The sequence below is a fragment of the Mycolicibacterium confluentis genome, from assembly GCF_010729895.1.
GTDB classification, from domain to species: domain Bacteria; phylum Actinomycetota; class Actinomycetes; order Mycobacteriales; family Mycobacteriaceae; genus Mycobacterium; species Mycobacterium confluentis.
The window spans coordinates 2,251,904-2,277,599 of sequence record NZ_AP022612.1 but is presented as its reverse complement, the minus strand read 5'-3'; the positions used below and the strand labels follow the sequence as shown (position 1 = coordinate 2,277,599).

Below are 25,696 nucleotides of genomic sequence, written 5' to 3'. Positions count from 1 at the left end.
GTACGCTGGCCCGGTTATGTCTGACGCCGCAGCCCCCGCCATGGATGCTCCGCATCCCGTTCTGGCACAGCTGTCGGCGCTGCATCACTTCCGGATCTACGTCGACATCGCCGTAGTCGTCGTGGTGCTCGCGCTGACCAACCTGATCGCGCACTTCACCACGCCGTGGGCCAGCATCGCGACCGTCCCCGCCGCCGCCGTCGGCCTGTTGGTGCTCGTCCGGTCCCGCGGACTCGGCTGGTCCGAACTCGGCCTGGGCCGCGACCACTGGCGCTCCGGCGTCGGCTACGCGGCGGCCGCCGTGGCACTCGTGGCCACCGTGATCGCCATCGGCGTGCTGCTGCCGATCACTCGGCCGATGTTCCTCAATGACAACTACGCGACGCTGTCAGGCGCACTGATCGCGTCCATGGTGATCATCCCGTTGCAGACCGTCATCCCCGAGGAGTTGGCGTTCCGCGGCGTCCTGCACGGAGCGTTGAACCGGGCATGGGGTTTCCGTGGTGTCGCGGCCGCCGGTTCACTGCTGTTCGGCCTGTGGCACATCGCCACCTCGATGGGGCTGACGGCCAGCAACGTGGGATTCACGCGTCTGTTCGGCGGCGGTGTGTTCGGCATGCTGGTCGGGGTCGTCGGCGCGGTGTTGGCCACTGCGGCCGCCGGTTTCGTGTTCACCTGGCTGCGCCGACGCAGTGGCAGCATCATCGCGCCGATTGCGCTGCACTGGTCACTCAACGGCATGGGCGCCCTGGCGGCCGCCCTGGTCTGGCACGCCACCGCCTAGACCGTCAGCACCGCCGCACCCGAGAAGCGACCGCCGGCCAGGTCCGCCAGCGCGCGGTCGGCCTGCTCAATCGGATACTCGCGGGCACTCACCTCGATGCGATGGCGTGCGACGAAATCCAGGAACTCCCGCGCGTCTGCGCGCGTGTTGGAGGTCACCGAGCGCAGTACGCGTTCTTCGAACAGATGCCGCTGGTAGTTGAGTTCCGGGATGTCGCTGAGGTGGATGCCCGCGACTGCCAGAGTGCCGCCTCGATCCAGGGCAGCGAGTGCGGGCGGCACCAGCGTGCCCACGGGCGCGAACAGGATCGCCGAGTCCAGCGCCACGGGCGGCGGGTCGTCGGCCCCCTGCACCGACGCCGCCCCGAGCGACAGCGCCAATTCCCGCGCCCCGGCACCGCGGGTCATCACGTGCACCTCCGCACCCTGCGCGATCGCGACCTGTGCGGTCAGGTGGGCGCTGCCGCCGAAACCGTAGATCCCCAGCCGCCCACCGGGCGGGACGTCGGCGCAGCGCAGCGAGCGGTAGCCGATGATGCCCGCACACAGCAGCGGAGCCAGTTCGGAGTCCGAGTAGCCGTCCGGCAGCCGGTAGGCGAATTCGGCTGGCACTGTGGCGAACTCGGCATAACCGCCGTCGGCGTCCCAGCCGGTGTACGTCGATTCCGGGCACAGGTTCTCCCGCCCGCAGCGGCAGAACCGGCACGTCCCGCAGGTGTGACGCAGCCAGGCGATGCCGACCCGATCCCCAGCCACCACATCACAGTCGGGACCGGCCGCGGATACGTCGACCACCTCGGCGACCACCTCGTGACCGGGCACCACATCCCGGCGGTGCACCGGCAGATCCCCCTCGGCGACGTGCAGGTCGGTGCGGCACACGCCGCAGACCCGCACCGCCACCAACAACTCACCGGGTGCGGGCTCCGGGATCGGTGCGCGGACCCGGCGCAGCGGTCCGCCGGCGATCGGGCCGGGCCTGTGCACCTGCCACGCCGACATCGTCGATGCGTCCATCCATCCATAGTGGACGCGGTTGCCCGCCGTCGGGGCCGAAGGGACCAATGGCCACCGGGTTCGGGCCATTGTGCGGTGCCGAACGCGTGGTCGGCGGTGCCATCGTGGACGTATGAACCTGCCAGACGAAGCCACTGTCCTGGCTGCCCTTGCACTGGCTCAGCGCGCACCGTCGGTCCACAACACGCAGCCGTGGTTGTGGCGCCTCGGGGACGAGGGTGTGCACCTCTATGCCGATTCGACGCACCACCTGCCGCACATCGATCCGCAGCGGCGCGACCTGATCCTCAGCTGCGGCGCGGCGCTGCAGCACTTCACCGTGGCCTTGGCGGCGCTCGGTTGGCAGGCCCATGTGCATCGCATGCCGAACTCGGCGAACCCAGATCATCTGGCCAGCATTGAGATCTCCGCGAGCACCGCCAGCGAGCAGGACATCGCGTTGGCCGCCGCGATACCCCGGCGACGCACCGACCGGCGGCTCTACAGCTCGTGGCCCGTGCCTGCGGGCGACATCGCGCTGATGTCCTCGCGGGCCGCACGCAGCGGCGTCATGCTGCGCCGGGTGGCGGCACCAGAACGCCTCGCAACCGTCATCTTGGAGGCCATGCATCGCCATGCCGACGACACCGAATACCTGATCGAACTGTCGCAGTGGAGCGGTCGCTACGGCGCGCTGGCCGGTGTACCGGCGCGCAATACGCCGCCGGCCGCCCCACATTCGACGCTGCCGGCCCGCGCGTTCGCCAATCCGGTGCTGCCGCAGCCCGAGGGTGCGGCACCCGAAACCGATGCGGGCGTGGTGCTGGCCCTGGGCACCGCGACCGACGACCCGCTCGCGGTGCTGCGCGCCGGCGAGGCGACGGGCGTGGTGCTGTTGACCGCCACCGCACTCGGCCTGTCGAGCTGCCCGATCACCGAGCCACTGGAGATCGCCGAGACCCGTGAACTGGTGCGCACCACGGTCCTGGACCGGGACTGCATCCCGCAGATGCTGCTGCGGGTCGGGTGGGCGCCGTTGAACGCCGATCCCCTGCCGGCGACACCCCGCCGGCCGCTGACCGATGTGGTCAGCCGGCTCGACGGGTCGCCGATCGTCCTCAGCTAGGACTTGGTGCGAACCTTGGCGACGATCCAGAGCAGGATCACCGAGCCCAGGATCGCGGTGAACAGCGTGAACCACCATCCGCCACTGGCGGTGTCGAGGAAGAAGCTGAGCAGGAAGCCGCCGATGAGGGCGCCCACGATGCCGATCACGATGTTGAGCAGGATGCCTGATCCGGCGCCCTTCACGATCTTGCTCGCGATCCAGCCCGCGAGCGCACCGATGATGATGTAGCCGATCCAACCCACACTCGTCAGTGTCGAGGATCGCGCCAGGAACTCGACGTTCGACGCCAGGTGTGAAACGAGCACTGTGTCCATCAGGATCTCCTCGTCGTCATACCCGCCGCTTCAACGGCGGGTCACTCCCCACATATACCGGCTGCGGGTAACGATTTGGCCAGCATTACGGGAACGATGACAGCAGCGAGCCCCGACCTTTGGCAGGTCGGGGCTCGCTTCGGTTGGCTTGCGCGGCTCAGGCCGGCGGCATCATCTCGGGGACGGGAGTCTCCACCGGGATCGGGACACCGACCGGGTTGCGACCCGGCACCGGCGCGGGTGCGTTCGGATCGGGTTCCGGCGCCGGTGCGTTCGGGTCGACGGCGGCCGGCGGGGGTGGCGGGGGCGGCGCCCACGGCCGGATCGAGTTGGCCAGCGCCTCGGCGGCGGCCTTGTCGATCGGGTCCTTGTCGGTGCCCAACCACACCACGAACCAGCGCTCGTTGCGCTGGCCGCGCGGCGCGTTGACCGCGGCGGAGCCCACGACGCCGGCCCAGATCTGGCCGTTGGGCTTGGCACTGTCGGTGAACTTCACGTCGTAGGACGAGAAGGCCCCGGGCAGGCCGTTGGCATTCAGCGCACCGCTCTGCTGGTTGACGCGGGTGCCGGCGAACGGCATGAAGAACTCGCCCATGTCGGAGGCCAGACGCACGGCGGCCTTGGCGTTGTCCGGTTCGGCGCCGGCGAACAGCTTCAGGTCCAGTCGGCCCAGCAGGATGCTGGTGTCGGTCGACGTGGGGGCGGGTTGGCCCGGCTGCGCCGGTCCGGTCTCCTTGGTCAGCAGCGCCTGGCCGTAGTTCAGCCGACTGGCGTCACCGACGACCCAGCCTGCGGGTACGACGTAGCTGAAGCCACCCGCGGCGTTGTCCACCCGGCCCGGCTCAGGCTCGGGTGCCGGCGCAGGAGCGGCCGGATCGACCGGCGCGGGCGGTGGAGCGTTGGGGTCTGCCGGCGGCGGCGCGGGAGCGGCCGGATCGGCAGCCGCAGTCGCAGGCGCGTTCGGATCGGCCGGCGCAGGCGCGGGCGGGCCTGCCGGTGCCGGCGGGGCCTCGGTGCCTGGCGGCGGGGGCGGCGGCACAGGCTCGGCGTGCGCCACGGCGGGAAATACCAGTGTCACGACGCCCATGCTGGAGGCTGCGGCGACCGCCAACGACCTCTGCAGGCGGACGCGCCGCGTCGGGGTGAAGTCAGGCTGACTCATGGCGACGAACCTACCGTGTTACCGCCGTGACGCAAGTGTGTACTGCTCACGATGCGTGTCGGCCGACACGCGCCACGGCGGGTCACACACACCCGTCCGAGCCCAACGTGCGCAGAGTCTCGTCGCCCCTGATGCCGCTGCCTCAGCGTCGTCTCCACCAGCAGCTTTGCCGCCGCGCCCGGGGACCCGGTGCGCCGTCCAGCCAGATCGTGGCCGAAGCGTGCCCGCGTTGAGTTTCGCCGCATAGCTACTGTCCAGTAACATCGAGCACGGTCGACGCCGTCCCGCGTGGGGTTCAACGGCGAACACTCGAGGAGAGGGCATGACGATGGAGGTGCTGGTCACCGGCGGAGACACCGAACTGGGTCGTGCGGTGGCGGAGGGATTCCGCGACGCCGGACACAACGTGGTGATCTCTGGGGCACGCCGCGACGAACTCGAGATCGCTGCCAAGGAACTTGAGATCACGTCCGTCGTGTGCGATCCGACCGACCCCGTGAGCATGGCCGAGGCCCGCACGCAGTTCCCGCACCACCTCGACACCATCGTCAACGTCCCGGCTCCGCGCTACCAGGCCGGCGACCCACGCACCTTCTCCCTTGCCGAGCAGGTTGCCGCATGGCACAACGCCGTGGATGCCGCTGTGCTGGCACCGGTGTTGACCCTGCAGACCATCGGCGATCACCTGCGCTCGGGCGGCGCCATCATCAGCGTCGTCCCCGAGACACCGCGTGGCGGCACCGCCGACTCGGCCATCAAGGCCGCACTGGCGGACTGGACCCAGGGCCAGGCCGAGCACTGGGGCACCCGCGGCATCACCGTCAACGTCGTGGCCACCGGGCGCGGCACTGACAGCACCTACGACGGCCTGACCACGCCGTCACCGTCAGTGGCCGCCGAGATCGCCCGCATGGCGCTGTTCCTGACGACCTCGTCGGCGCGCCACATCACGGGCCAGACGCTGCACGTCAGCAGCGGCGCCCCGGCCCACTTCGGCTGACCTGCGGACTTTATTCCCACACTGCGCAGCTTCTGCGAGAAGCGAACTCGCCGACGGCGGTGGACGCTTCTTCGATAACGTCGAGATGTGACGATCAAACTCGGCTATCAGATCCCGAACTTCTCCTACGGCACCGGCGTCGAGAAGCTCTTCCCCACCGTCATCGCACAGGCCCAAGAGGCCGACTCCGCGGGCTTCGACGCGGTCTTCCTGATGGACCACTTCTATCAGCTGCCCATGCTCGGCGCCCCCGAGGAGCCGATGCTCGAGGCCTACACGGCCCTGGGTGCGCTGGCTGCCGCGACGCAGAACGTGCAACTGGGCACGCTGGTCACTGGCAACTCCTACCGCAATCCGACCCTGCTGGCCAAGGCCATCACCACGCTGGATGTGATCAGCGCCGGGCGCGCCGTCCTCGGCATCGGCACGGGGTGGTTCGAACTCGAACACGAGCAGCTGGGCTTCGAATTCGGCACCTTCACGGAGCGTTTCAACAAGCTCGGCGAGGCACTGCAGATCATCCTGCCGATGCTTGCGGGCGAGCGACCCACCGTCGAGGGCAGGTACTACCGCACCAAGGACGCGGTGGCCAATCCCCGCTACCGCGAACACATTCCGCTCATGATCGGCGGCAGCGGCGAGAAGAAGACCATCCCACTGGCGGCCCGGCACTTCGACCACCTCAACCTGATCACGTCGTTCGATCAGCTGGCGGGCAAGGTCGACGTCGTCAGACAGCGCTGTGAGGACATCGACCGCGACCCGGCCACGCTGGAGACCAGCATGCTGATCACGGTGATCGCCGACGAGAAGCGTTCTCCCGACGACATTCCCGAGGGGGCCCGTGGCAACACCGTGGCCGGCGGCGCGGAGGCCATCGCCGAGCAGGTCAAGGCCAAGGTCTTCGATGCGGGCGCCACGGGTGTCATCTTCAACCTGAAGACCTATGAGCCCGGAGTTCTCACGCAACTCGGCGCCGCTCTGAAGGCCGTCCTGCCCTTCTGAGGCGCCGCGGGTGGCCGATCTCACCGATACCGCCGCGCCCTTCGGGAAACGGGCGACTACGGTAGACGTTGTACCGATGTGTCCCCGTCGAGGAGCAAACAGTGAGCCATCCCGGAGCAACCCCCACCGATCGGCATAAGGTCGTGGTCATCGGGTCCGGATTCGGTGGGCTGACCGCGACCAAGAAGTTGAAGCGTGCCGACGTCGACATCAAGATGATCGCCAAGACCACGCATCACCTCTTCCAGCCGCTGCTGTACCAGGTGGCCACGGGCATCATCTCGGAGGGTGAGATCGCACCGCCCACGCGCCTGATCCTGCGTAAGCAGCGCAACGCTCAGGTGCTGCTGGGCGAGGTCACCCACATCGACCTCGAGCACCAGACCGTCGACTCGGTGCTGCTCGGCCACACCTACCGCACGCCCTACGACACCCTGGTCGTCGCGGCGGGAGCCGGCCAGTCCTACTTCGGCAACGACCACTTCGCCGAGTGGGCGCCCGGTATGAAGACCATCGACGACGCGCTGGAGCTGCGTGGCCGCATCCTCGGCGCCTTCGAGCAGGCCGAGCGCTCCAGCGATCCGGTGCGCCGCCAGAAGCTGCTGACGTTCGTGGTCGTCGGTGCCGGCCCGACCGGTGTCGAGATGGCCGGGCAGATCGCCGAACTCGCCGACGACACCCTGCGCGGCGCGTTCCGTCACATCGATCCGACCGAGGCACACGTCATCCTCGTCGAGGGTGCCGACGCGGTGCTGCCGCCGATGGGCCCGAAGCTGGGTCTCAAGGCGCAGAAGCGGTTGGAGAAGTTGGGCGTCGAGGTCCAGTTGGGCGCCATGGTGACCGATGTCGACCGCAACGGCCTGACCGTCAAGTACAAGGACGGCACCACCAAGCGGATCGAATCGGCGTGCAAGGTCTGGTCGGCCGGCGTCTCCGCGAGCCCGCTGGGCAAGGACCTCGCCACGCAGTCGGGCGTCGAACTCGACCGCGCGGGCCGCGTCAAGGTGCTGCCCGATCTGAGCATCCCCGGTCACCCGAATGTGTTCGTAGTGGGCGATATGGCGGCCGTCGAAGGTGTGCCCGGTCAGGCGCAGGGCGCGATCCAGGGCGGCAAGTACGCCGCAAATCTGATCAAGGCCGAACTCAAGGGTGCCGATCCGGCGTCGCGCGAGCCGTTCAAGTATTTCGACAAGGGCTCGATGGCCACGGTGTCGAAGTACTCCGCGGTGGCCCAGGTCGGCAAGCTCGAGTTCGGCGGATTCATCGCGTGGCTGGCATGGCTGTTCCTGCACCTGATCTACCTGGTGGGCTTCAAGACCAAGATCGCAACGCTGCTGTCGTGGGCCACGACGTTCCTGGCCCGCCAGCGCGGACAGCTCACCATCACCGAGCAGCAGGCCTTCGCCCGCACCCGGATCGAGCAGCTTGAGGAGATCGCGGCGGCGATCGAGGACGAGAAGGCCGCAAGCTAGCCGGGCAGCACATCCCCCTGCCAGGTGGTCAGCACTCCCCCGGCCGCGAGTTCCAACACGGTGGCGCGCGGGTCGGGATGTGCTGGTGCGCCCGGATAGTGCAGTTCGCTGACCGACGCCCGGGGTGACGCCAGGGCGTCGTCGGTGACGGACCCGGCTCCGATCTGCACGCGGTGCCGCAGCACGGGACCGCTCGCGTCGACGCGCAGGCCGCCGCTCCAGAACCCCTGCCGTTCTCCGGTCCGGCCCACCTGAACCCGTTCGCGCAGACGGATTGTCCCGGTCTCGCCAAGCGCCACCTCGACATCCGCGTGATGCATCGCGGTGGCCGCCACCACGGTGGGCTGCAGATCCACGTCGAGGTCGCCGTGGGCCTCGATGGCCATCCTAGAGTGTGACGTGTCGGTGTCACGACCGGGCAGCGCGATGGTCGCCGCGACGCTGCGCAGGCAGAGCGTCGCACCCGGTTCGACGACGACCCGGATCTCGATGGTGTCCCCGCCCAGCGGCGTCGCGGTGGCCGACACCAGGTGCACGGTGTCCTCGCCCGTGATCCGCCCGACGATGCCGCCGCGGGATTCCAGATGCGGCAACATGTTTCGGCGGGCAACCACCAGGACGCGGGAGTCGATCACGGTACTGGAACGCTCAACTGTTCATGCACCCAGGCGCGGACGAGAGCGGCCGACGGGTCCTCGGTCAGGCTGATCAGCACGGTGGGCCGCCCGTCCCGCACGGCCCCCGCGTCGCGGCGCATCACGTCGAGGTCGGCACCCACCAGCGGGGCCAGGTCGGTCTTGTTGACGACCAGCAGATCGGAGAACGTCACGCCCGGCCCACCCTTGCGCGGAACCTTGTCCCCCCCGGCGACGTCGATCACGAAGATCTGGGCGTCGACCAGGCCCGAGGAGAACGTCGCGGTCAGGTTGTCCCCACCGGATTCGACGAGGATCAGGTCGAGGTGATCATGGGCCGCGATCAGGTCGTCGATCGCATCGAGGTTGGCGGTGATGTCGTCGCGGATGGCGGTGTGCGGGCATCCGCCGGTCTGCACGGCCGCGATGCGGTCGTCGGGAAGCACGGCGTGGCGACGCAGGAAGTCGGCATCCTCGGTGGTGTAGATGTCGTTGGTCAGCACCGCCAGTGACAACTCGTCGCGCAGTGTGCGGCACAAGGCGGCGACCAGTGCGGTCTTGCCTGACCCGACGGGCCCGCCGACGCCGATCCGCAGCGGTTCCCCGGGGCGCCGGGCCCGGCGCGGGCGCTCGACGTGGTCGTGCGGCTTCCCGTCGATGAAATGCGGAGGCATGGATATTCCTTCTCTTCAGGACCTCGTCAGGACACGAACAGCGGTCGGTCGCGGCGGGCGTGCCGTTCGGCCAGGACGTCGAGCAGCGGATCGGACAGATCCGCCAGGCCCGTGACCGCCTCGGCCGCGGTCTGCTCGCACAGGTCGGCGAGTTCGAACGTGAGCGCCGCGACGTCGGCGGGGTCGAGCGCCAGCAGTCGCTGTGCGGCGGTCGCGGTCCCCGTCATCGTGGTGTAGACCAGCACCATCGCGGTGTGCGCGGGAGTCAGTTCGGTGACGCGGCCGACCATTCCGGCCACGATCGGCAGGTGCGGATCGCGACGCAGGTCTGCCCACTTCCCGTCCGGCCACACCCGCCGCGCCAGCCGAAGCAGGCCGCGGCCCTGACTGCGCGATGCCGCACGGGCGGGCGCAGACGGGGTGCGGGCATCGGTCTCGGCCTCGGCGTCGTGCACGTCGAGCCGTTCGGTGTGCACGGCCGCCGCGATCGAGGCGGCGACCAGGCCCTGTGTGCGAATCCGGCGGCGCAGGAAGGCATCCAGCGTGCCGAGGTCGACCACCAGCGCGCTGGCGATGGCCTCCTCGACTCCGCCGGAGTGGACGTGGCCGCCGGTGGGCAGCCGCGAATCCGTCAGCGTCAGGAGGGTGATCAGATTGGTCATCGTCGGGGTTCTCAGAACAGGAAATAGCGCTGCGCCATGGGCAGTTGCGCGGCGGGCTGCTCCTGCCACACCTCGCCGTTGATGCGGACCGTGAAGGTGTCCGGGTCGACCTCGATCGCCGGCGTCGCGTCGTTGAGCGGCATGTGCGCCTTGACGACCTGCCGAACATTCTTGACCGGCACCAGCTTTCGACGAACATCGAGCCGGTCGGCCAACCCGTCCTCGATCGCCTGCGGCGCGACGAAGTGCACCGAGGTGGCCGCGGCGGCCGCCGGGGCGGCGCCGAACATCGGGCGTGGCAGCACCGGCTGCGGGGTCGGGATCGACGCGTTGGCATCCCCCATGGCCGCCCACGCGATCATGCCGCCCTTGAGGACCGCGTGTGGGCGCACGCCGAAGAAGGCCGGCTCCCACAGCACCAGGTCGGCCAGTTTGCCCACCTCGACCGACCCGATCTCGTCGTCCAGACCGTGGGCGATCGCCGGACAGATCGTGTACTTGGCGACGTAGCGCCGCGCCCGATGGTTGTCCGCGGCACCGTCTCCCGGCAGTGCGCCACGCCGGAGCTTCATCACGTGTGCGGTCTGCCAGGTCCGCATCACGACCTCGCCGATGCGGCCCATCGCCTGCGCGTCGCTGCCGATCATCGAGATCGCGCCGATGTCATGCAGAAGGTCTTCGGCGGCGATCGTCGATGGCCGGATCCGGCTCTCCGCGAACGCCAGATCCTCGGGGACGCTGGGATTGAGGTGATGGCAGACCATCAACATGTCGAGGTGCTCGTCGAGGGTGTTGACGGTGTGCGGCCGAGTCGGGTTGGTCGAACTCGGCAGCACGTTCGGGTGGCTGACGACGGTGATGATGTCGGGCGCGTGGCCGCCGCCCGCACCCTCGGTGTGATAGGCGTGGATCGAGCGGCCCTTGATGGCGGCCAGTGTGTCCTCGACGAAGCCCATCTCGTTGAGCGTGTCGGTGTGGATGTTGGCCTGCACGCCCGCCGCCTCGGACACCGTGAGGCAGGCGTCTATCGCGGCCGGCGTGGTACCCCAGTCCTCGTGGAGCTTGAAACCCGCTGCGCCGCCGCGCAACTGCTCCCACATGGCCTCCGCGCTGACAGTGTTGCCCTTGCCGAGCAGCGCGACGTTGAGCGGCCATGTGTCCAGCGACTCCAGCATGCGGGCCAGGTGCCATGCGCCCGGCGTGACGGTGGTGGCCTTGCTGCCCTCAGCGGGCCCGGTGCCGCCGGCGATGATCGTCGTGATGCCGCCGCCGAGCGCCTCGGCCATGATCTGCGGGCAGATCAGATGCACGTGGCAGTCGATGGCGCCCGCGGTGACGATCCTGCCGTTACCCGCGATGATCTCGGTGGACGGGCCGACGACCAGATTCGGGTGCACCCCCGACATGATGTCGGGATTGCCGGCCTTGCCGATGCCGACGATCCTGCCGTCGCGGATGCCGATGTCGGCCTTGATGATTCCCCAATGGTCGAGGATCACCGCACCGGTGATGACGGTGTCGGGCGCGCCGTCGGCCCGGGTGGCCCGGCTCTGCCCCATCGACTCGCGGAGCACCTTGCCGCCGCCGAAGACGGCCTCGTCACCTGCGAGTCCCGGGCCGCCGCTGCGGTCCTCGGTGATCTCGATGAGCAGGTCGGTGTCGGCCAGTCGGATGCGGTCGCCCGTGGTCGGGCCGAACAGCGCGGCGTATCGCTGCCGGGACAGTTCTGTCATCAGCCGTCCAGCTTTCCTGGTGGAGTCAGGCTCAGTCCGTGCACCTCGCGGGTTCCTGCCAGCGGCACGAGGCTCACGCGCTGCGGCACACCGGGTTCGAACCTGACCGCCGTGCCGGCCGGGATGTCGAAACGATGCCCGTGCGCCGCGGTGCGGTCGAAGTCGAGCGCACCGTTGGCCTGCGGCAGATGCACGTGACTGCCGACCTGCACGGGCCGGTCGCCGGTGTTGACGATCTCAAGCTCCACACGGTCGGCACCTGCGTTGAGCTGGATGACGCCATCGGCGAACAGGATCTCGCCGGGCACAATCCGTCCCGGCGTCGCGTCGGCTCCGCTCATGCGATCGGGTGGTGGACGGTGACCAGCTTGGTGCCGTCGGGGAACGTCGCCTCGACCTGGACGTCGTGCAGCATCTCCGGGATCCCCTCCATCACGTCGTCACGGGACAGCACCGAGCGACCGCTGACCATCAACTCGGCGACGGTCCGTCCGTCTCGAGCGCCCTCGAGCAGATGGTCGGTGATCACCGCCACCGCCTCCGGGTGGTTCAGCTTGAGGCCACGGGCCTGCCGACGGCGCGCGAGTTCGGCCGCGTACGACAGCAGCAGTCGGTCCTGTTCATGCGGTGTCAGTCGCATTCGAGCGATCCTGCCATGCCCGACCGGATTCGGCAGGACGCGAACAGGTCTGGGCCGCAGAGGGGGAAGATCAGGCCTCGAGATTCTGGAGACGCACCTGACCCCTGGCCACGACACGGTCCTTCTCGTCGCAGATGGTCACGATCCACAGCTGCTGGCGCCGTCCGCGGTGCAACGATTCGGAGGTGGCGTAGACCGTGCCGGCCGAGATGGCGCGCAGGAAGTCGGTGTTGTTGTTGACGCCGACCACGTTGCCGCCGCCGTGCTCGGCCAGCCACACGTAGGCCGACGTGCTGGCGACTGCCTCGATGACCGAGCAGTACACGCCGCCGTGCACGATGCCCATCGGCTGCAGCAGGGTCGGCTTGACGTCCAACTGAGCCTTGATGCCGTGCGGGGTGACTTCGGTGAAGACGAGCCCGAGTTCATTGTCGAAGGGCGACTCGAAGCCCTCCGGGAACGCCGAATGGGTTTCATGCACGGTTCTTGTCTACACGCCGGCGTCCGCAGAGCGGACTGCGGGGCGCGCTGCGGCACGGGACCCGAAAAGGCGACGAGCCCCGTGCCATTGGCACGGGGCTCGTCTTCGATGGACCGGGGGTCTCTGCAGCCCTCAGGACTCCGGCGCGGTCCGTCAGCTCATGGTGATCATGATAGGCAAGGCTGCCCTAAATTTGCAAGGCCTTCGTGTCGGCTCGCCCGCAGAAATCTCGGGCGCTGCCCGGCAGCGCGTCCGCGCAGTCCCGCCTCGCCGCGCACCGGCAGGCCGAAGCCGACCAGCGCGTCCAGGACCGCCTGTCCGCGACGCATCCCGACGACCTCACTCGAGCCGGCCAGCTGCGGCACCTGGGTGGCGGCGACCACGATGGCCGTGCCGACGGTGTGCCACATCGACGCGACGCTGACCACTCCCTCGCTGACCTCGTGGAGCCTGCGGAACAGCGGCGCCAAGGAGCGGTGGCATCGGTGTGCGATCCACGTGGCAAGCGCGGCCTCACTGGGGAGTTCGACGACGCCCTCGGCGGCGCTGCACGGATCCTCGGGCAGAACCCGCAGGGTCGGGTCGACCACGCCGAGCCAATCGATCGCACCCTCGGAGTCGACGTGCACCCACAGGTTCTCCAGGCCGGTGTCCCAGGCCCGACCTTCGAGCACCACCAACGCGACCACGCGCCCAATCACCGCATGCGCGAGCGTCGCGGCCAACTGCTGCGCAGCGGCCGTGCGACTATCCATCTCAAGTGCGGCGTCGCGGTACATCTGCTCGAACTTCTCACCGCTGAGCGCGGACGCCAGGGGCCACCACCGCCGTTTCGACACGTCCTCCATGACGGCCACGCCGTACACCCGCGGACATTCGGGATAGAGCGACCGAAGCCGCCGACTCGACTCATGCAGCGGCAGCATGCGGCGGATCGCCATCCCCGCGATCAACGGGTCGTCGACTAAAGCGGTCACCCGGACACCTCCCAAGTTATGATTAGGTAAGCCTAACCATAAAAGTATGCCGCTGATTTCGACGGCATCTTGTGACCGCTCTCACACAAAGGAGTCTCTGTGATGGCCTCTTTCCAGGTGATTTGTGCCTGCGAGCGGGCCTGGAGCCGGTGTGCGAACTGATCCACGACCCAGTTGTGTACGACGCCGGGTAGTAAATCCGAGTAGTCTGAGCCCATTGCGTACGGAGATGAACGGATCATGACGAAAATGGCGCGGCTAGGGGAGCTGGAACAGGCGGTCATGGACCACCTGTGGGCGGCCCCCGAGCCCCAAACGGTGCGGCAGGTGCACGAAGCGCTGCGCGAACGGCGGGACCTGGCCTACACCACGGTGATGACAGTGCTCCAGCGACTGGCCAAGAAGCATCTGGTCGTGCAGCACCGCGACGACAGGGCGCATCGTTATGCGCCCACACATGGACGCGACGAATTGGTCGCGGGCCTCATGGTCGACGCACTCGAGCAGACCTCCGACAGCGGCATCCGTCGGGCGGCGCTGGTCCACTTCGTCGAGCGCGTGGGCGTCGACGAAGCGCGGGCGCTGCGCCAAGCGCTGGCCGAACTCGAGGCGAAGCATGGCCTGACAGGGCCCGCTGGCGAAACCGCCGTCGGCTGAGAGACACTGTCAGCGTGTCCGCGCTGGCCTTCGCCCTCCTAGCTGTGGTGCTGGTTGGTCCTGCTCCGGCGGTGCTGGCACGGGCGAAGTGGCCGCTGCGGGCGCCCCGGGCCGCCCTGGTGCTGTGGCAGGCCGTCGCCGTGGCCGCCGTCCTGTCCACGTTCAGCGCCGGAATCGCCATCGCCAGCGGCCTGCTGGCACCCGGCCTCGACGGACGTCCAACCCGCTCGCTGACGGCTGAAATCGACCGGCTCGGCTGGCCGCTGTGGCTCCTGTACGTGTCGGCATTCGCGGTCACACTGCTGGTCGGCGCGCGTCTGATCGTGAAGATCATCGGCGTGGCCGTGGCCACCCGCCGCCGCCGCGCACACCATCGCATGCTCGTCGACCTGCTGAGCGTCAACCACGGCTCCCCCGCCGCACAGGCGTGTACGCGGGCCAGCGAGCTGCGCATCCTTGACGTCGAACAGCCACTGGCCTACTGCCTACCCGGTGTCCGCAGCCGGGTGGTGGTCAGCGAAGGCGCGCTGGCCGCGTTCGACGACTCCGAGGTCACGGCCATCCTCACGCATGAGCGCGCACACCTGCGGGCCCGGCATGACCTGGTCCTCGAGGCCTTCACCGCGGTGCACGCCGCGTTCCCGCGCTTTGTCCGCAGCGCGAGCGCGCTGGATGCGGTGCGACTGCTGATCGAACTCCTCGCCGACGACGCCGCGGTGCGCGCGGCCGGGCCCACACCGCTCGCCCGCGCCCTGGTGGCCTGCGCCGCGGCCCGCCCGCCGTCCGGGGCCCTGGCCGCCGGCGGCCCCACGACCGTCGTCCGTGTCCGCAGGCTCGCGGGCCGGCCGAACAGCCCGGCGTTCGCCACCGCGGCGTATCTGAGTGCGGTCGCCGTGCTGGTCGTGCCCACGATCGCCGTCGCGGTCCCGTGGCTGACCGAGCTGAAGCGCCTCATCACCGGCTGAGCTGTGCCGATAGCCTGTTCGACACATCCCCCACAACCGAACCTCCTCCACAACTGAACGAAAGGGCGCTCCATGACCTCCCCCGGCTCCGAGTCCACGAACGGCACCGCGCAGATCGGAGTCACCGGCCTCGCCGTCATGGGCTCCAACATCGCCCGCAACTTCGCCCGGCACGGCTACACCGTCGCGCTGCACAACCGCTCGATCGCCAAGACCGACGCCCTGCTCGCCGAGCACGGATCCGAAGGCAACTTCGTGCGCAGTGAGACCATCCCGGAATTCCTTGCCGCACTTGAGAAGCCGCGCCGGGTTCTGATCATGGTCAAGGCCGGCGACCCGACCGACGCCGTCATCAACGAGCTTGCCGACGCCATGGAGCCCGGCGACATCATCATCGACGGCGGCAACTCTCTCTACACCGACACCATCCGCCGCGAGAAGGCGATCCGCGCCCGCGGACTGCACTTCGTCGGTGCGGGCATCTCCGGCGGCGAAGAGGGTGCGCTCAACGGCCCGTCGATCATGCCGGGCGGCCCGGCCGAGTCCTACGAGAGCCTGGGCCCGCTGCTCGAGGAGATCTCCGCACACGTCGACGGCGTGCCGTGCTGCACCCACATCGGCCCCGACGGCGCCGGACACTTCGTCAAGATGGTGCACAACGGCATCGAGTACTCAGACATGCAGTTGATCGGCGAGGCCTACCAACTGCTGCGCGACGGCCTGGGCAAGTCCGCCTCCGAGATCGCCGCGGTGTTCGACGAATGGAACTCCGGCGACCTGGACAGCTTCCTGGTCGAGATCACCGCCGAGGTGCTCAAGCAGGTCGATGCGAAGACCGGTAAGCCGCTGGTCGACCTGATCCTCGACGAGGCCGAGCAGAAGGGCACCGGTCGCTGGACCGTGAAGTCCGCACTTGATCTCGGCGTGCCGGTCACGGGTATCGCCGAGGCCGTGTTCGCCCGTGCGCTGTCGGGTTCGGTTGCCCAGCGCAAGGCCACCACCGGACTGGCCTCCGGCGACCTCGGCGCCAAACCCGGTGACGCAGAACAGTTCACCGAGGACATCCGTCAGGCGCTGTACGCGTCGAAGATCATCGCCTATGCGCAGGGCTTCAACCAGATCCAAGCCGGCTCCGCCGAATACAACTGGGGCATCACGCCCGGCGATATGGCGACCATCTGGCGTGGCGGCTGCATCATCCGCGCCAAGTTCCTCAACCGGATCAAGGACGCCTTCGACACCGACCCCGATCTGCCCACACTGATCGTCGACCCGTACTTCCGCAGCGCGATCGAGAACGCCATCGACGGCTGGCGCCGCGTCGTGGTCAAGGCCACCGAACTGGGCATCCCGATCCCGGGCTTCTCCTCGGCCCTGTCGTACTACGACGGCCTGCGCACCGAGCGACTGCCCGCGGCGCTGACCCAGGGGCTGCGCGACTTCTTCGGCGCCCACACCTACGGCCGCATCGACACCGATCCGGCCCGGCGGTTCCACACGCTGTGGAGCGGCGACCGCACCGAGGTCGAGGCCTAGCACTCACCCCCCTCTGTCGCGGGGGGGAAACTAGACTCGGCGGCGTGCAGTTCCTTCACGGCCACCAGCCGGCGTATGACCTGACCTACGACGACGTCTTCGTCGTCCCCAATCGCAGTGACGTCACGTCCCGGTTCGACGTGGACCTGTCGACATCGGACGGCACCGGCACCACGATCCCCGTGGTGGTGGCGAACATGACGGCAGTGGCTGGGCGCCGGATGGCCGAGACCGTGGCCCGCCGCGGCGGCATCGTGGTGATACCCCAGGATCTGCCGATCGACGCGGTCAAGGAGACCGTGGACTTCGTCAAGAGCCGCGACCTGATCGCCGACACCCCGGTCATGCTCTCCCCCGACGACTCGGTGTCCGACGCCACGGCACTGATCCACAAGCGCGCGCACGGCGCGGCGGTCGTGGTCTTCGAGAATCGGCCCATCGGCCTGGTGACCGAGGCGGCCTGCGTGGGCGTCGACAGGTTCGCCCGGGTCCGCGACATCGCCGCGCCGGACTTCGTCAGCGCCCCCGTCGGGACCGACCCGCGCGGGATCTTCGACATGCTCGAGCACGCGCCGATCGACGTCGCGGTGCTGACCGAGGCCGACGGCAGCCTGGCCGGGGTGCTGACCCGGACCGGCGCCGTCCGGGCTGGCATCTACACCCCGGCCGTCGACTCCCGGAACCGCCTGCGCATCGCGGCGGCGGTCGGCATCAACGGCGACGTCGCGGCCAAGGCGCAGGCGCTGGCCGAGGTCGGCGTCGACGTTCTGGTGGTCGACACCGCGCACGGCCATCAGCTGAAGATGCTCGACGCGATCAAGTCGGTGTCCTCGCTGGATCTGGGCCTGCCGCTGGCCGCGGGCAATGTGGTCTCAGCCGACGGCGTGCGCGACCTGGTCAACGCCGGCGCCACGATCGTCAAGGTCGGTGTCGGTCCCGGTGCCATGTGCACCACCCGGATGATGACCGGCGTGGGTCGCCCGCAGTTCTCCGCGGTGCTCGAATGTTCGCTGGCTGCAAGGGAACTCGGCGCGCATGTCTGGGCCGACGGCGGTGTGCGGCATCCCCGCGACGTCGCGTTGGCGCTGGCCGCGGGTGCGTCGAACGTGATGATCGGCTCGTGGTTCGCCGGCACCTATGAATCCCCCGGCGACTTGATGCGCGACCGCGACGGCCAACCGTACAAGGAGAGCTACGGCATGGCCTCCAAGCGCGCGGTCGCGGCCCGCACCGCGGGCGACGATGCATTCGACCGCGCCCGCAAGGGCCTGTTCGAGGAGGGCATCTCGACGTCGCGCATGGCGTTGGACCCCGAACGCGGCGGTGTCGAGGACCTGCTGGACCACATCACCTCCGGCGTACGCAGCACGTGCACCTACGTTGGGGCCGCGACACTGCCCGAACTGCACGAGAAGGTCGTACTCGGGGTGCAGTCAGCCGCCGGGTTCGCCGAGGGCCATCCCCTGCCCACCGGATGGTGAGGCGAACGCCAGCACCGTGCCGCGCACCCCGACGGTGACCTGATCGCCGGAGGCGGCCGCGACGTCGGCTTGGGTGTGCACGCTGACCTGGGCGCCGCCGTCCAACCGAACGCGAAGGACGGCGCGCGAACCGTAGTAACGCCTGTCGGTCACGGTGCCGCGCGGATCGTCACCTCCGCCGAGGTGCAGCTGTTCGGGCCGCGCAACCATCGTGACCGGGCCGTCGGGAACCGGAATCCGGACCGGATGTGCGCCGAGCGCGGTGCGCACCACGCCCCCGCGACAGTCTCCGGCCAATTCGACTGTGCCACCTACGAATCGCGCGACCTGCAGCGTCGCGGGACGGTCGTACAGGTCTGCCGGAGCGGCGTGTTGGGCGATGGTTCCGTCGAACAGCACGGCCACCGTGTCGGCCAGCGACAGCGCCTCATCCTGATCGTGGGTGACCAGGATCGCCGTCGTCCCGGACTCTCGCAGGATGGCCGTGATGTCCTCTCGGACACGCACTCTCAGCCCCGCGTCCAGTGCCGCGAAGGGTTCGTCGAGCAGCAGGACCCGCGGACCCGCCGCCAGCGCGCGGGCCAATGCGACGCGCTGCTGCTGCCCACCGGACAACTGCCCCGGACGGGCGTCGGCAAGCCCGGACAGTCCGACCACCTCGAGCCACCGCGCCACGACCGCGGCCGAGTCTCGCCGGTGCGCTGCGCGCAGACCGAATGCGATGTTGCCCGCGACCGTGCGGTGTGGGAACAGCGCACCCTCCTGCGGCATCAACCCCACGCGGCGCCGATGAGCGGGGACCGCGGCGCCCGATCCGGCCACGACGTCCCCCGCGATCCGGACGGAACCGGCGTCTGGGCTCTCGAAGCCGGCGACGATCCGCAGCAGGGTCGTCTTACCGCACCCCGACGGTCCCAGCACAGCCGTCATGGTGCCCGCGGGCACCTGCAGGTCGACACCGTCGAGCACCCGCAGTGCGCCGAACGCTCTGCTTATCCCGCTCAAAGTCACCTCGGCGGACGCCTCAGCCACCACGCACCCCTCCCGCTCTCGTCGTCCAGATCCCCAGTGCCGCAGTCGGTATCGCTGCGAACATCACCAGCGCCACGGCATACGGCGCGGCGCTGGAGTAGTCGCTGACGAAACTGTGCGCCCACAGCCGAGTGGCCAGCGTGTCCGTGCCGGTCGGATGAAGGAGCAGAGTCACCGGGAGTTCCTTCATGCACGTCAGCAGCACCAGGGCCGCCGCGGCGGCGATCCCGGGCGCAGCGTTGCGGGCCGTCACGGACGCGAACGCCTGCACCGGTGAGCGCCCGAGGGATTGAGCGACCTCATCGAGGCGCACGGGGCTGGCCTCCACCGCCGCACGTACCGATCCGACCGCCAGCGGAATCAACAGCACCGCGTACGCGAGGATCAGCAACGGTGCACGCTGGTAGATCGGGTGCAGCAGCAGCACTCCCAGCGACACCATCGCGATCGCGACGACGATGCCTGGCAGCCCGTGGCTCACATAGGACGCGCTCTCAAGCAGTCTGGTGTTCGGCGTGCGATACCTCGCCGCCAGCACTCCCAGCGGCAGCGCGGCCGCCGTGCTGACCACGGCGGCGATCGCCGACAACCACAGCGTGGCGGCCAAGGCGTCCCACCACTGCTGGGCGTCCCACCGAAGGCCGCCGGCGCTGAGCCAGTCCGACAACGCGAAGAGCGGGACTGCGATGGCGGCGAGCAGAACCGCCACCGCCACGGCGGTCGCCACCGGGCGCCAGCGCCCCAGCGAAATCACCGCCGCCGGACGCGGACTCCCCGATCCCACCCGCGCGTCGGCCCTCCCGCGGGCCAGTCGCTCGGCGACCACCAGGGCGACCGCGAACACCAACAGCAGCAGCGCCAGCACCGCGGCGCGGGACGGGTTGAACCCGGACCGGTAGGCGCCGTAGATCACCCACGTGAACGCCTCGTAGCGCATCGCCGCGACCGCACCGAAGTCACTGAGCACGTACAGCGCCACCAGCAGGGCACCGGCGGTGATCGCGGGCCTGGCCGACCGCAGCGTGACCCCGAAGAGCACCGACCAGCCGTGGTGACCGAGTGACCGCGCGACCTCCTCCTGCGCCGGATCAGTCCGGGCCAACGCGGCCAGCGTGGTGAGGAACACCAGCGGATAGCTCACCAGCGTCAGCACCAACACCGAGCCCCACAGTCCCTGCAACCACGGGAACAACGAAATCCACAGGAAGGCAACCAGATAGCTCGGCATAGCCATGGGCAGAGTCAGCGCCACCGCCAGAAACCGGCGGCCCGGCACGTCGGTGCGCGACACCAACACCGCGAATCCCACACCGAGCACCACGCAGGCCGCGGTCACGAGCAGCACGAGCGCCGCCGACCGCCCGATCAGCAGCGCCGTGCGGGGTTGCAGCAGTTCATCGAGCACGAAACCGGCGCCGCGCCCCAGCGCTCGCTCAAACAGATAGACCAGCGGCACCAACGTGGCTGCCACGACCGCGGCCGCCACCAGCGTCAGCAGCGCGGGCGGACGGCCTCCCGCGCGGGTGCGCGCTGGCCGAGCGAATCCCAACCCGCTCAGTTGGTCAACAGTCCGGTCTCCACCAGCAATTGCTGGGTGGCCTCGAGATCATCGAGCGACGACAGATCCACCGCAGGTGGGTTGAGGTCGGCCAGTGCCGGCATGTCGCCGTCGGGTTGGACGCCCGCGATCAGCGGATACTCAGCCGTCTCGCTGGCGAAGTACTTCTGGGCCGACTCCCCCACCAGATACGCCGCGAACTGTTGTGCGGCCTCGGGATGCGGGGCTGCGGCGAGCACGCCAACGCCCGCGACATTGACCAGGCCGCCGGGGTCACCCGCGGCCAGGAACTGGTTGCGGGCCACCACGTTCTCGGCACCCTTGCTGTCGATCAGCTCGTAGAGGTAGTAGTGGTTGATCAGCCCGAGCGCGATCTGGCCTTCGTTCACCGCGTCGCGCACCGCGCCGTTGCCCTCGTACGGTTTCGGGTCCTGGGCCTTGAACGCCGTCAGCCACTGCTTCGCCCCGTCGTCCCCGCGCAGAACCCGCAGGCCGGTGACGAACGACTGCCACGACGCGTTGCTCGGGGCGAACCCGATCTTGCCCTTCCACTCCGGAGCCAGCAGCCCGTCGATGGAGTCCGGCGGCGTCGGCGCCAACTCCGGGTTGTAGACGATGACGCGGGCGCGCCCCGACACTCCGACCCACGTGCCGTCGGCCGCCGAGTACTGCTTCGGCACCACGGCCAGCGTCTCGACCGCCACCGGCGCGAACAGTCCGGCGTTCGACACCGCGCCGAGCGCGCCTGCGTCCTGGGACAGGAACACGTCCGCCGGAGACTTGTCGCCCTCGGTGATCAACTGCGCGGCGAGCTCGCCGGATCCGGCGTAGCGGGCCTCCACTTCGATGCCGGTGTCGGCGGTGAACTGTTCGAACAGCGGCGCCACCAGGTCCTCACTGCGACCGGAGTACACGACGACCTTCTCGGTCTTCTCAGCGTTGTCGCCGCCCGCGGACTCCGGGCCGGATTCACCGCTGGAGCACGCGGACAACGCCGCCGCCAATGCGATCGAACTCAATCCCGCTGTGAGCTTCGCCATCATCGTCGCCATGCAGATACACCTGTCTGTCCGATCGGGGGTGGTGCGGTGAGCAGCCTCGATCCGCAACCTACCATCGACTGAGGATCGCCTAACCGAAGGTCTCGGGTCCGGTGATGGACCGCAGGCGACCAGAATCCCGCTACGATATGTGGTCACACTGCGCGGATTCGCGCACGCGCCGACGTTGAAAGGGACCACGTGCCGCAGGCACCCGTCGAGGCCGCTCCAATTGAGCGGGACCTCCAGGAGGCGCGGCACGCGCCCGCCTCCGCCGACTCTGACGAACCCTCCTCTAGTCAGCCGGGCCATGTGCCCGGCGCCCATTTCGAGGCCCTCGCATGACCGGGTGGGTCATGGCACTGAGCGTGCTCGCCATCCTGGTCCTGACCGCGGGGACCGCGATGTTCGTCGCCGCCGAGTTCTCGTTGACCGCGCTGGAGCGCAGCACCGTCGACGCCAACGCCCGCACCGGTGATCGGCGCGACAAGTTCGTCCAGCGGGCGCACCGCACGCTGTCGTTCCAGCTCTCCGGCGCCCAAATCGGCATCTCGATCACCACCTTGGCCACGGGTTTCCTGGCCGAACCGGTGGTCGCCCGCCTGCTGCATCCGCTGCTCGACGCGGCGGGACTGCCCCCGAACCTCTCCAGCGGGTTGGCACTGGCCCTGGCGCTCCTCATCGCGACTTCGCTGTCGATGGTGTTCGGCGAACTGGTGCCCAAGAACCTCGCGGTGTCGAAACCCGTTCCGACAGCGCGCGCCTCGGCTGGGCCGCAACTCCTTTTCTCGGCGTTGTTCACCCCGGCGATCAAAGCCACCAACGGCACCGCCAACTGGATTCTGCGGCGCATGGGCATCGAACCGGCCGAGGAACTGCGGTCGGCACGCTCGCCGCAGGAACTGGTGTCGCTCGTGCGCACGTCGGCCCGCAGCGGATCGCTTGACGCCGTGACGGCCACTCTGGTGGACCGCTCACTGCAGTTCGGCGACCGCAGTGCCGAGGAACTGATGACGCCACGCTCGAAGATCGAGGCCCTGCAGGCCGACGACACCGTGGCGGACCTGGTCCGGGCCGCGACCGAGACCGGATTCTCGCGCTTCCCGATCATCGAGGGCGACCTCGACGAGACCATCGGTATCGTGCACGTCAAACAGGTCTTCGAGATCGCGCCTTCGCGCCGCGCGGAAACCAAGCTCGCGGTGCTGGCCCAGCCCGTCGCGGTGGTGCCGTCGACCCTGGACGGCGACACCGTCATGACGCAGATCCGCGCCAACGGTATGCAGACCGCGCTCGTGGTCGACGAGTACGGCGGCACCGCGGGCATGGTGACCGTGGAGGACCTCATCGAGGAGATCGTCGGTGACGTGCGCGACGAGCACGACGACGCGACACCCGACGTCGTCGAGGCTGGCAACGGCTGGCAGGTGTCGGGCCTTCTGCGCATCGACGAGGTCGCCAGTGCGACCGGATTCCGCGCGCCCGAAGGCGATTACGAGACCATCGGCGGCCTGGTGCTCGACGAACTCGGCCACATCCCGGACACCGGGGAGTCGGTCGTGCTGCGCGCGTTCGACCCCGACGGCGGGTACGACGATCCCGTGCGCTGGCGCGCCACCGTGATCAGGATGGACGGGCGCCGAATAGATCAGCTGGAGCTCACCGAATTGGGCCGAGGGCACGAGCATGACACCGAAGGGAGGGCCCACTGATGGGTGGCGATCTGTTCGGTGTGCTGCTGACGGTGGTGCTGCTGGCGGCCAACGCGTTCTTCGTGGGTTCGGAGTTCGCGCTGATCTCGGCGCGCCGCGACCGCCTGGAGGCCCTGGCCGAACAGGGTAAGCGCAGTGCGGTGACCGTGATCCGCGCCGGCGAGCGCCTGTCGCTGATGCTGGCCGGTGCCCAACTGGGCATCACGGTCTGTTCGATCCTGTTGGGCCGCGTGGGCGAACCCGCGGTGGCCCATCTGTTGGAGAAGCCCTTCGACCTGCTGGGCGTCCCCGATGCGGTGCTGCACACCGTGTCCTTCGTGGTGGCATTGGGCCTGGTGGTGATCCTGCACGTGCTCCTGGGTGAGATGGTGCCGAAGAACATCGCGATCGCGGGACCGGAGTCCACCGCGATGCTGCTGATCCCGATCTACCTGGTGTACATCAAGGCCGCCCGGCCGTTCATCGCGTTCTACAACTGGTGCGCCAACGTCACGCTGCGGATGATGCGGGTCGAACCGAAGGACGAACTCGACGTCACGGTGTCCACCGTGGAGCTTTCCGAGATGATCGCCGAATCGGTGTCCGAGGGTCTGCTCGATCCCGAAGAGCACACGCGACTGACTCGCGCCCTGCAGATCCGCAACCGCCACGTCGCGGACGTCGCGGTCCCGTTGCGGGAGATCCGTGCGGTGCCCGTGGCCAAACCCGGATCGGGACCCACGGTCGCCGCCGTGGAACAGGCCCTCGCCGACACGGGCTACTCCCGGTTCCCGGTCGCCGATGCGACGGGAGTCTTCATCGGTTACCTGCACATCAAGGATGTGCTCGCACTCGGTGACGATCCCGACGCGGTGGTCGACCCGCAGGTTGTTCGACCGCTACCGCGGGTCGCGGCCAAGCTGCCCCTGCCCGACGCGTTGTCCCGTATGCGGCGCATCAACACTCACCTGGCGCTGGTCACCGACGAAGAGGACCAAGTGGTGGCGATGGTGGCGCTCGAGGATCTCGTCGAGGACCTGGTCGGAACCGTCCGGGACGGGACCCACAGGGTCTGACATGCCGCCCACCGCAATCGCCGAAATCGTCCTGACGGAACAGGACTGGACTGAGGCGGCGCAACGGCACCGGGCTCGCGCCGAGAGGTTCCTGGCCGCGCACACGGGTCCGAAACCGCACCCGGTGTGGGATTTTCTGTTCACCTACTACAGCCTGCGGCCGCGCCAACTGCTGCGGTGGCACCCGGGATACGGAGTCGTGCTGGGCGGTGCCGCAGCCCGCGACTACGTCGAGCGCACGGGATACACGGGGCACCCGGCGGGGGCGACCGTCAGCGCGGCGTGGCTGCACGCCCGCCTGGGCACCGTGCGCTTCATCCTCGACCTGCTGCGCCGGACCGCAGCGCGTCCCCCGGCACACAACTGCTTCGGTCTGCACGAGTGGGCAATGGTGTACCGCCCGGACGCCGCCATCCGTCACGGCGGTGTGCCCCTGCGCCTCGGACAGGACGGGACGGACGCGGTGGTCGAGTCCATGCCGCTGCGGTGCTCGCACTATGACGCCTTCCGCTTCTTCACCGCCGATGCACGCCCGAAGAACGCGGTCGAACTGTCGCGCGAGACTCAGGCCGCCAATGAACAGCCCGGCTGCCTTCATGCCGCGATGGACACCTACAAGTGGACGTTCAAGCTTCTGCCGCTGACCGATTCGGATCTGCTCCTCGACTGCCTCGAGCTTGCGGCCGACGCCCGCGAACTCGACATGCGGGCCAGCCCGTATGACCTCGCCGAGTACGGGTTCGCACCGATCCGCATCGAGGACCCCGCGGGGCGCGCCGAGTACGTCCGCGCGCAGGCCGAGATCACCCGGCGGGCCGCGCCGCTTCGCGACGCCCTCATCCGGCGGTGCGAACTACTGGTCTCCGCGGCGGAGCCTGCCTGAGCGAGGTTGCCAGCGGGCGCCGAACTGACCCCCGCGGGATCGGATGCCCTCTGAGCGGCATCGTTGTGACCTGCGATGTGTCCAGGGCCACAGAAGGCAGACGGATAGGATGGA

The 25,696-nt window shown here is 69.0% G+C and carries 26 protein-coding genes; 12 read left to right on the top strand and 14 right to left on the bottom strand.

Annotation, left to right across the window (positions count from 1 at the left end; translation table 11 throughout):
- Window positions 1-16: 16 nt before the first annotated feature.
- Window positions 17-784: a CPBP family intramembrane glutamic endopeptidase gene (locus tag G6N34_RS10515; protein WP_085150883.1), complete on the top strand. Its 768-nt coding sequence runs from the start codon at window positions 17-19 to the stop codon at window positions 782-784.
- Here the strand turns inward: G6N34_RS10515 and G6N34_RS10510 are convergent.
- Window positions 781-1,785, bottom strand: coding sequence for a zinc-binding alcohol dehydrogenase family protein (locus G6N34_RS10510; RefSeq protein ID WP_085150882.1), 1,005 nt, complete (start codon window positions 1,783-1,785; stop codon window positions 781-783). The two genes, G6N34_RS10515 and G6N34_RS10510, sit on opposite strands and share 4 nt — an antisense overlap.
- A 127-nt stretch (window positions 1,786-1,912) precedes the next feature.
- On the opposite strand from G6N34_RS10510, the gene G6N34_RS10505 reads away from it, so the two are divergent.
- On the top strand, window positions 1,913-2,905 hold the full coding sequence (locus G6N34_RS10505; RefSeq protein ID WP_085150881.1) for an Acg family FMN-binding oxidoreductase: 993 nt from the start codon (window positions 1,913-1,915) through the stop codon (window positions 2,903-2,905).
- On the opposite strand, the gene G6N34_RS10500 is transcribed toward G6N34_RS10505, so the two are convergent.
- On the bottom strand, window positions 2,902-3,222 hold the full coding sequence (locus G6N34_RS10500; RefSeq protein WP_085150880.1) for a GlsB/YeaQ/YmgE family stress response membrane protein: 321 nt from the start codon (window positions 3,220-3,222) through the stop codon (window positions 2,902-2,904). The two genes, G6N34_RS10505 and G6N34_RS10500, sit on opposite strands and share 4 nt — an antisense overlap.
- 157 nt (window positions 3,223-3,379) lie before the next feature.
- On the bottom strand, window positions 3,380-4,384 hold the full coding sequence (locus G6N34_RS10495) for an APA family fibronectin-binding glycoprotein (RefSeq protein ID WP_085150879.1): 1,005 nt from the start codon (window positions 4,382-4,384) through the stop codon (window positions 3,380-3,382).
- A gap of 322 nt (window positions 4,385-4,706) precedes the next feature.
- Here G6N34_RS10495 and G6N34_RS10490 point away from each other — a divergent pair, with 322 nt between their 5' ends.
- The 3 genes from G6N34_RS10490 (at window position 4,707) to G6N34_RS10480 (ending at window position 7,861) form a co-directional block, all read left to right on the top strand.
- A complete protein-coding gene (locus G6N34_RS10490) occupies window positions 4,707-5,384 on the top strand; it encodes an SDR family oxidoreductase (RefSeq protein ID WP_179965741.1) in 678 nt (225 codons plus the stop codon).
- Between the two features lie 87 nt (window positions 5,385-5,471).
- Window positions 5,472-6,389, top strand: coding sequence for an LLM class F420-dependent oxidoreductase (locus tag G6N34_RS10485; protein WP_085150878.1), 918 nt, complete (start codon window positions 5,472-5,474; stop codon window positions 6,387-6,389).
- A gap of 101 nt (window positions 6,390-6,490) precedes the next feature.
- On the top strand, window positions 6,491-7,861 hold the full coding sequence (locus tag G6N34_RS10480) for a type II NADH:quinone oxidoreductase Ndh (protein WP_085150877.1): 1,371 nt from the start codon (window positions 6,491-6,493) through the stop codon (window positions 7,859-7,861).
- Here the strand turns inward: G6N34_RS10480 and G6N34_RS10475 are convergent.
- The 8 genes from G6N34_RS10475 to G6N34_RS10440 all read right to left on the bottom strand — a co-directional run bounded on the left by G6N34_RS10475 (window position 7,858) and on the right by G6N34_RS10440 (window position 13,663).
- On the bottom strand, window positions 7,858-8,493 hold the full coding sequence (locus tag G6N34_RS10475) for an urease accessory protein UreD (protein ID WP_085151202.1): 636 nt from the start codon (window positions 8,491-8,493) through the stop codon (window positions 7,858-7,860). The genes G6N34_RS10480 and G6N34_RS10475 overlap by 4 nt on opposite strands.
- Complete coding sequence (gene ureG / locus G6N34_RS10470) at window positions 8,493-9,170, bottom strand: urease accessory protein UreG (protein WP_085150876.1); 678 nt, start codon at window positions 9,168-9,170, stop codon at window positions 8,493-8,495. The genes G6N34_RS10475 and ureG overlap by 1 nt, the downstream gene beginning before the upstream one ends.
- 26 nt (window positions 9,171-9,196) lie before the next feature.
- Window positions 9,197-9,832 (bottom strand): urease accessory protein UreF, encoded by a 636-nt coding sequence (locus G6N34_RS10465; protein ID WP_085150875.1) that lies wholly within the window; start codon window positions 9,830-9,832, stop codon window positions 9,197-9,199.
- A gap of 11 nt (window positions 9,833-9,843) precedes the next feature.
- Complete coding sequence (locus G6N34_RS10460; protein WP_085150874.1) at window positions 9,844-11,565, bottom strand: urease subunit alpha; 1,722 nt, start codon at window positions 11,563-11,565, stop codon at window positions 9,844-9,846.
- Complete coding sequence (locus tag G6N34_RS10455; RefSeq protein ID WP_085151201.1) at window positions 11,565-11,876, bottom strand: urease subunit beta; 312 nt, start codon at window positions 11,874-11,876, stop codon at window positions 11,565-11,567. The genes G6N34_RS10460 and G6N34_RS10455 overlap by 1 nt, the downstream gene beginning before the upstream one ends.
- A gap of 26 nt (window positions 11,877-11,902) precedes the next feature.
- Window positions 11,903-12,205, bottom strand: a complete 303-nt coding sequence (locus G6N34_RS10450) for an urease subunit gamma (protein ID WP_085150873.1) — start codon at window positions 12,203-12,205, stop codon at window positions 11,903-11,905.
- A gap of 70 nt (window positions 12,206-12,275) precedes the next feature.
- Window positions 12,276-12,686, bottom strand: a complete 411-nt coding sequence (locus G6N34_RS10445) for a PaaI family thioesterase (RefSeq protein WP_085150872.1) — start codon at window positions 12,684-12,686, stop codon at window positions 12,276-12,278.
- Window positions 12,687-12,853: 167 nt separating this feature from the next.
- On the bottom strand, window positions 12,854-13,663 hold the full coding sequence (locus tag G6N34_RS10440; protein WP_234812818.1) for an iron reductase: 810 nt from the start codon (window positions 13,661-13,663) through the stop codon (window positions 12,854-12,856).
- A gap of 240 nt (window positions 13,664-13,903) precedes the next feature.
- On the opposite strand from G6N34_RS10440, the gene G6N34_RS10435 reads away from it, so the two are divergent.
- The 4 genes from G6N34_RS10435 (at window position 13,904) to G6N34_RS10420 (ending at window position 18,302) form a co-directional block, all read left to right on the top strand.
- Complete coding sequence (locus tag G6N34_RS10435) at window positions 13,904-14,320, top strand: BlaI/MecI/CopY family transcriptional regulator (RefSeq protein WP_085150870.1); 417 nt, start codon at window positions 13,904-13,906, stop codon at window positions 14,318-14,320.
- A gap of 14 nt (window positions 14,321-14,334) precedes the next feature.
- Window positions 14,335-15,285 carry a M56 family metallopeptidase gene (locus tag G6N34_RS10430; protein ID WP_085150869.1) on the top strand — a complete coding sequence of 317 codons (951 nt, stop codon included), beginning with the start codon at window positions 14,335-14,337 and terminating at the stop codon, window positions 15,283-15,285.
- Between the two features lie 72 nt (window positions 15,286-15,357).
- Window positions 15,358-16,821 (top strand): NADP-dependent phosphogluconate dehydrogenase, encoded by a 1,464-nt coding sequence (gene gndA / locus G6N34_RS10425; RefSeq protein ID WP_085150868.1) that lies wholly within the window; start codon window positions 15,358-15,360, stop codon window positions 16,819-16,821.
- A gap of 44 nt (window positions 16,822-16,865) precedes the next feature.
- Window positions 16,866-18,302: a GuaB1 family IMP dehydrogenase-related protein gene (locus G6N34_RS10420; RefSeq protein WP_085150867.1), complete on the top strand. Its 1,437-nt coding sequence runs from the start codon at window positions 16,866-16,868 to the stop codon at window positions 18,300-18,302.
- On the opposite strand, the gene G6N34_RS10415 is transcribed toward G6N34_RS10420, so the two are convergent.
- Genes G6N34_RS10415 through G6N34_RS10405 form a run of 3 tightly spaced genes read right to left on the bottom strand, consistent with a single transcriptional unit; the run spans window position 18,255 to window position 21,935 of the window.
- A complete protein-coding gene (locus G6N34_RS10415) occupies window positions 18,255-19,334 on the bottom strand; it encodes an ABC transporter ATP-binding protein (protein ID WP_085151200.1) in 1,080 nt (359 codons plus the stop codon). The genes G6N34_RS10420 and G6N34_RS10415 overlap by 48 nt on opposite strands.
- Window positions 19,327-20,883 (bottom strand): ABC transporter permease, encoded by a 1,557-nt coding sequence (locus G6N34_RS10410; protein WP_234812817.1) that lies wholly within the window; start codon window positions 20,881-20,883, stop codon window positions 19,327-19,329. The genes G6N34_RS10415 and G6N34_RS10410 overlap by 8 nt, the downstream gene beginning before the upstream one ends.
- A gap of 5 nt (window positions 20,884-20,888) precedes the next feature.
- Entirely contained in the window at window positions 20,889-21,935 is a 1,047-nt protein-coding gene (locus G6N34_RS10405) for an iron ABC transporter substrate-binding protein (protein WP_085151198.1), read from the bottom strand.
- Window positions 21,936-22,273: 338 nt separating this feature from the next.
- On the opposite strand from G6N34_RS10405, the gene G6N34_RS10400 reads away from it, so the two are divergent.
- Genes G6N34_RS10400 through G6N34_RS10390 form a run of 3 tightly spaced genes read left to right on the top strand, consistent with a single transcriptional unit; the run spans window position 22,274 to window position 25,582 of the window.
- The gene (locus G6N34_RS10400; protein WP_085150866.1) at window positions 22,274-23,644 is read left to right on the top strand and encodes a hemolysin family protein; all 1,371 of its coding nucleotides are present in this window, start codon (window positions 22,274-22,276) and stop codon (window positions 23,642-23,644) included.
- Window positions 23,644-24,699: a hemolysin family protein gene (locus G6N34_RS10395; protein WP_085150865.1), complete on the top strand. Its 1,056-nt coding sequence runs from the start codon at window positions 23,644-23,646 to the stop codon at window positions 24,697-24,699. The genes G6N34_RS10400 and G6N34_RS10395 overlap by 1 nt, the downstream gene beginning before the upstream one ends.
- A gap of 1 nt (window position 24,700) precedes the next feature.
- Window positions 24,701-25,582 carry a 3-methyladenine DNA glycosylase gene (locus G6N34_RS10390; RefSeq protein ID WP_085150864.1) on the top strand — a complete coding sequence of 294 codons (882 nt, stop codon included), beginning with the start codon at window positions 24,701-24,703 and terminating at the stop codon, window positions 25,580-25,582.
- The last annotated feature ends 114 nt before the right edge of the window (window positions 25,583-25,696 follow it).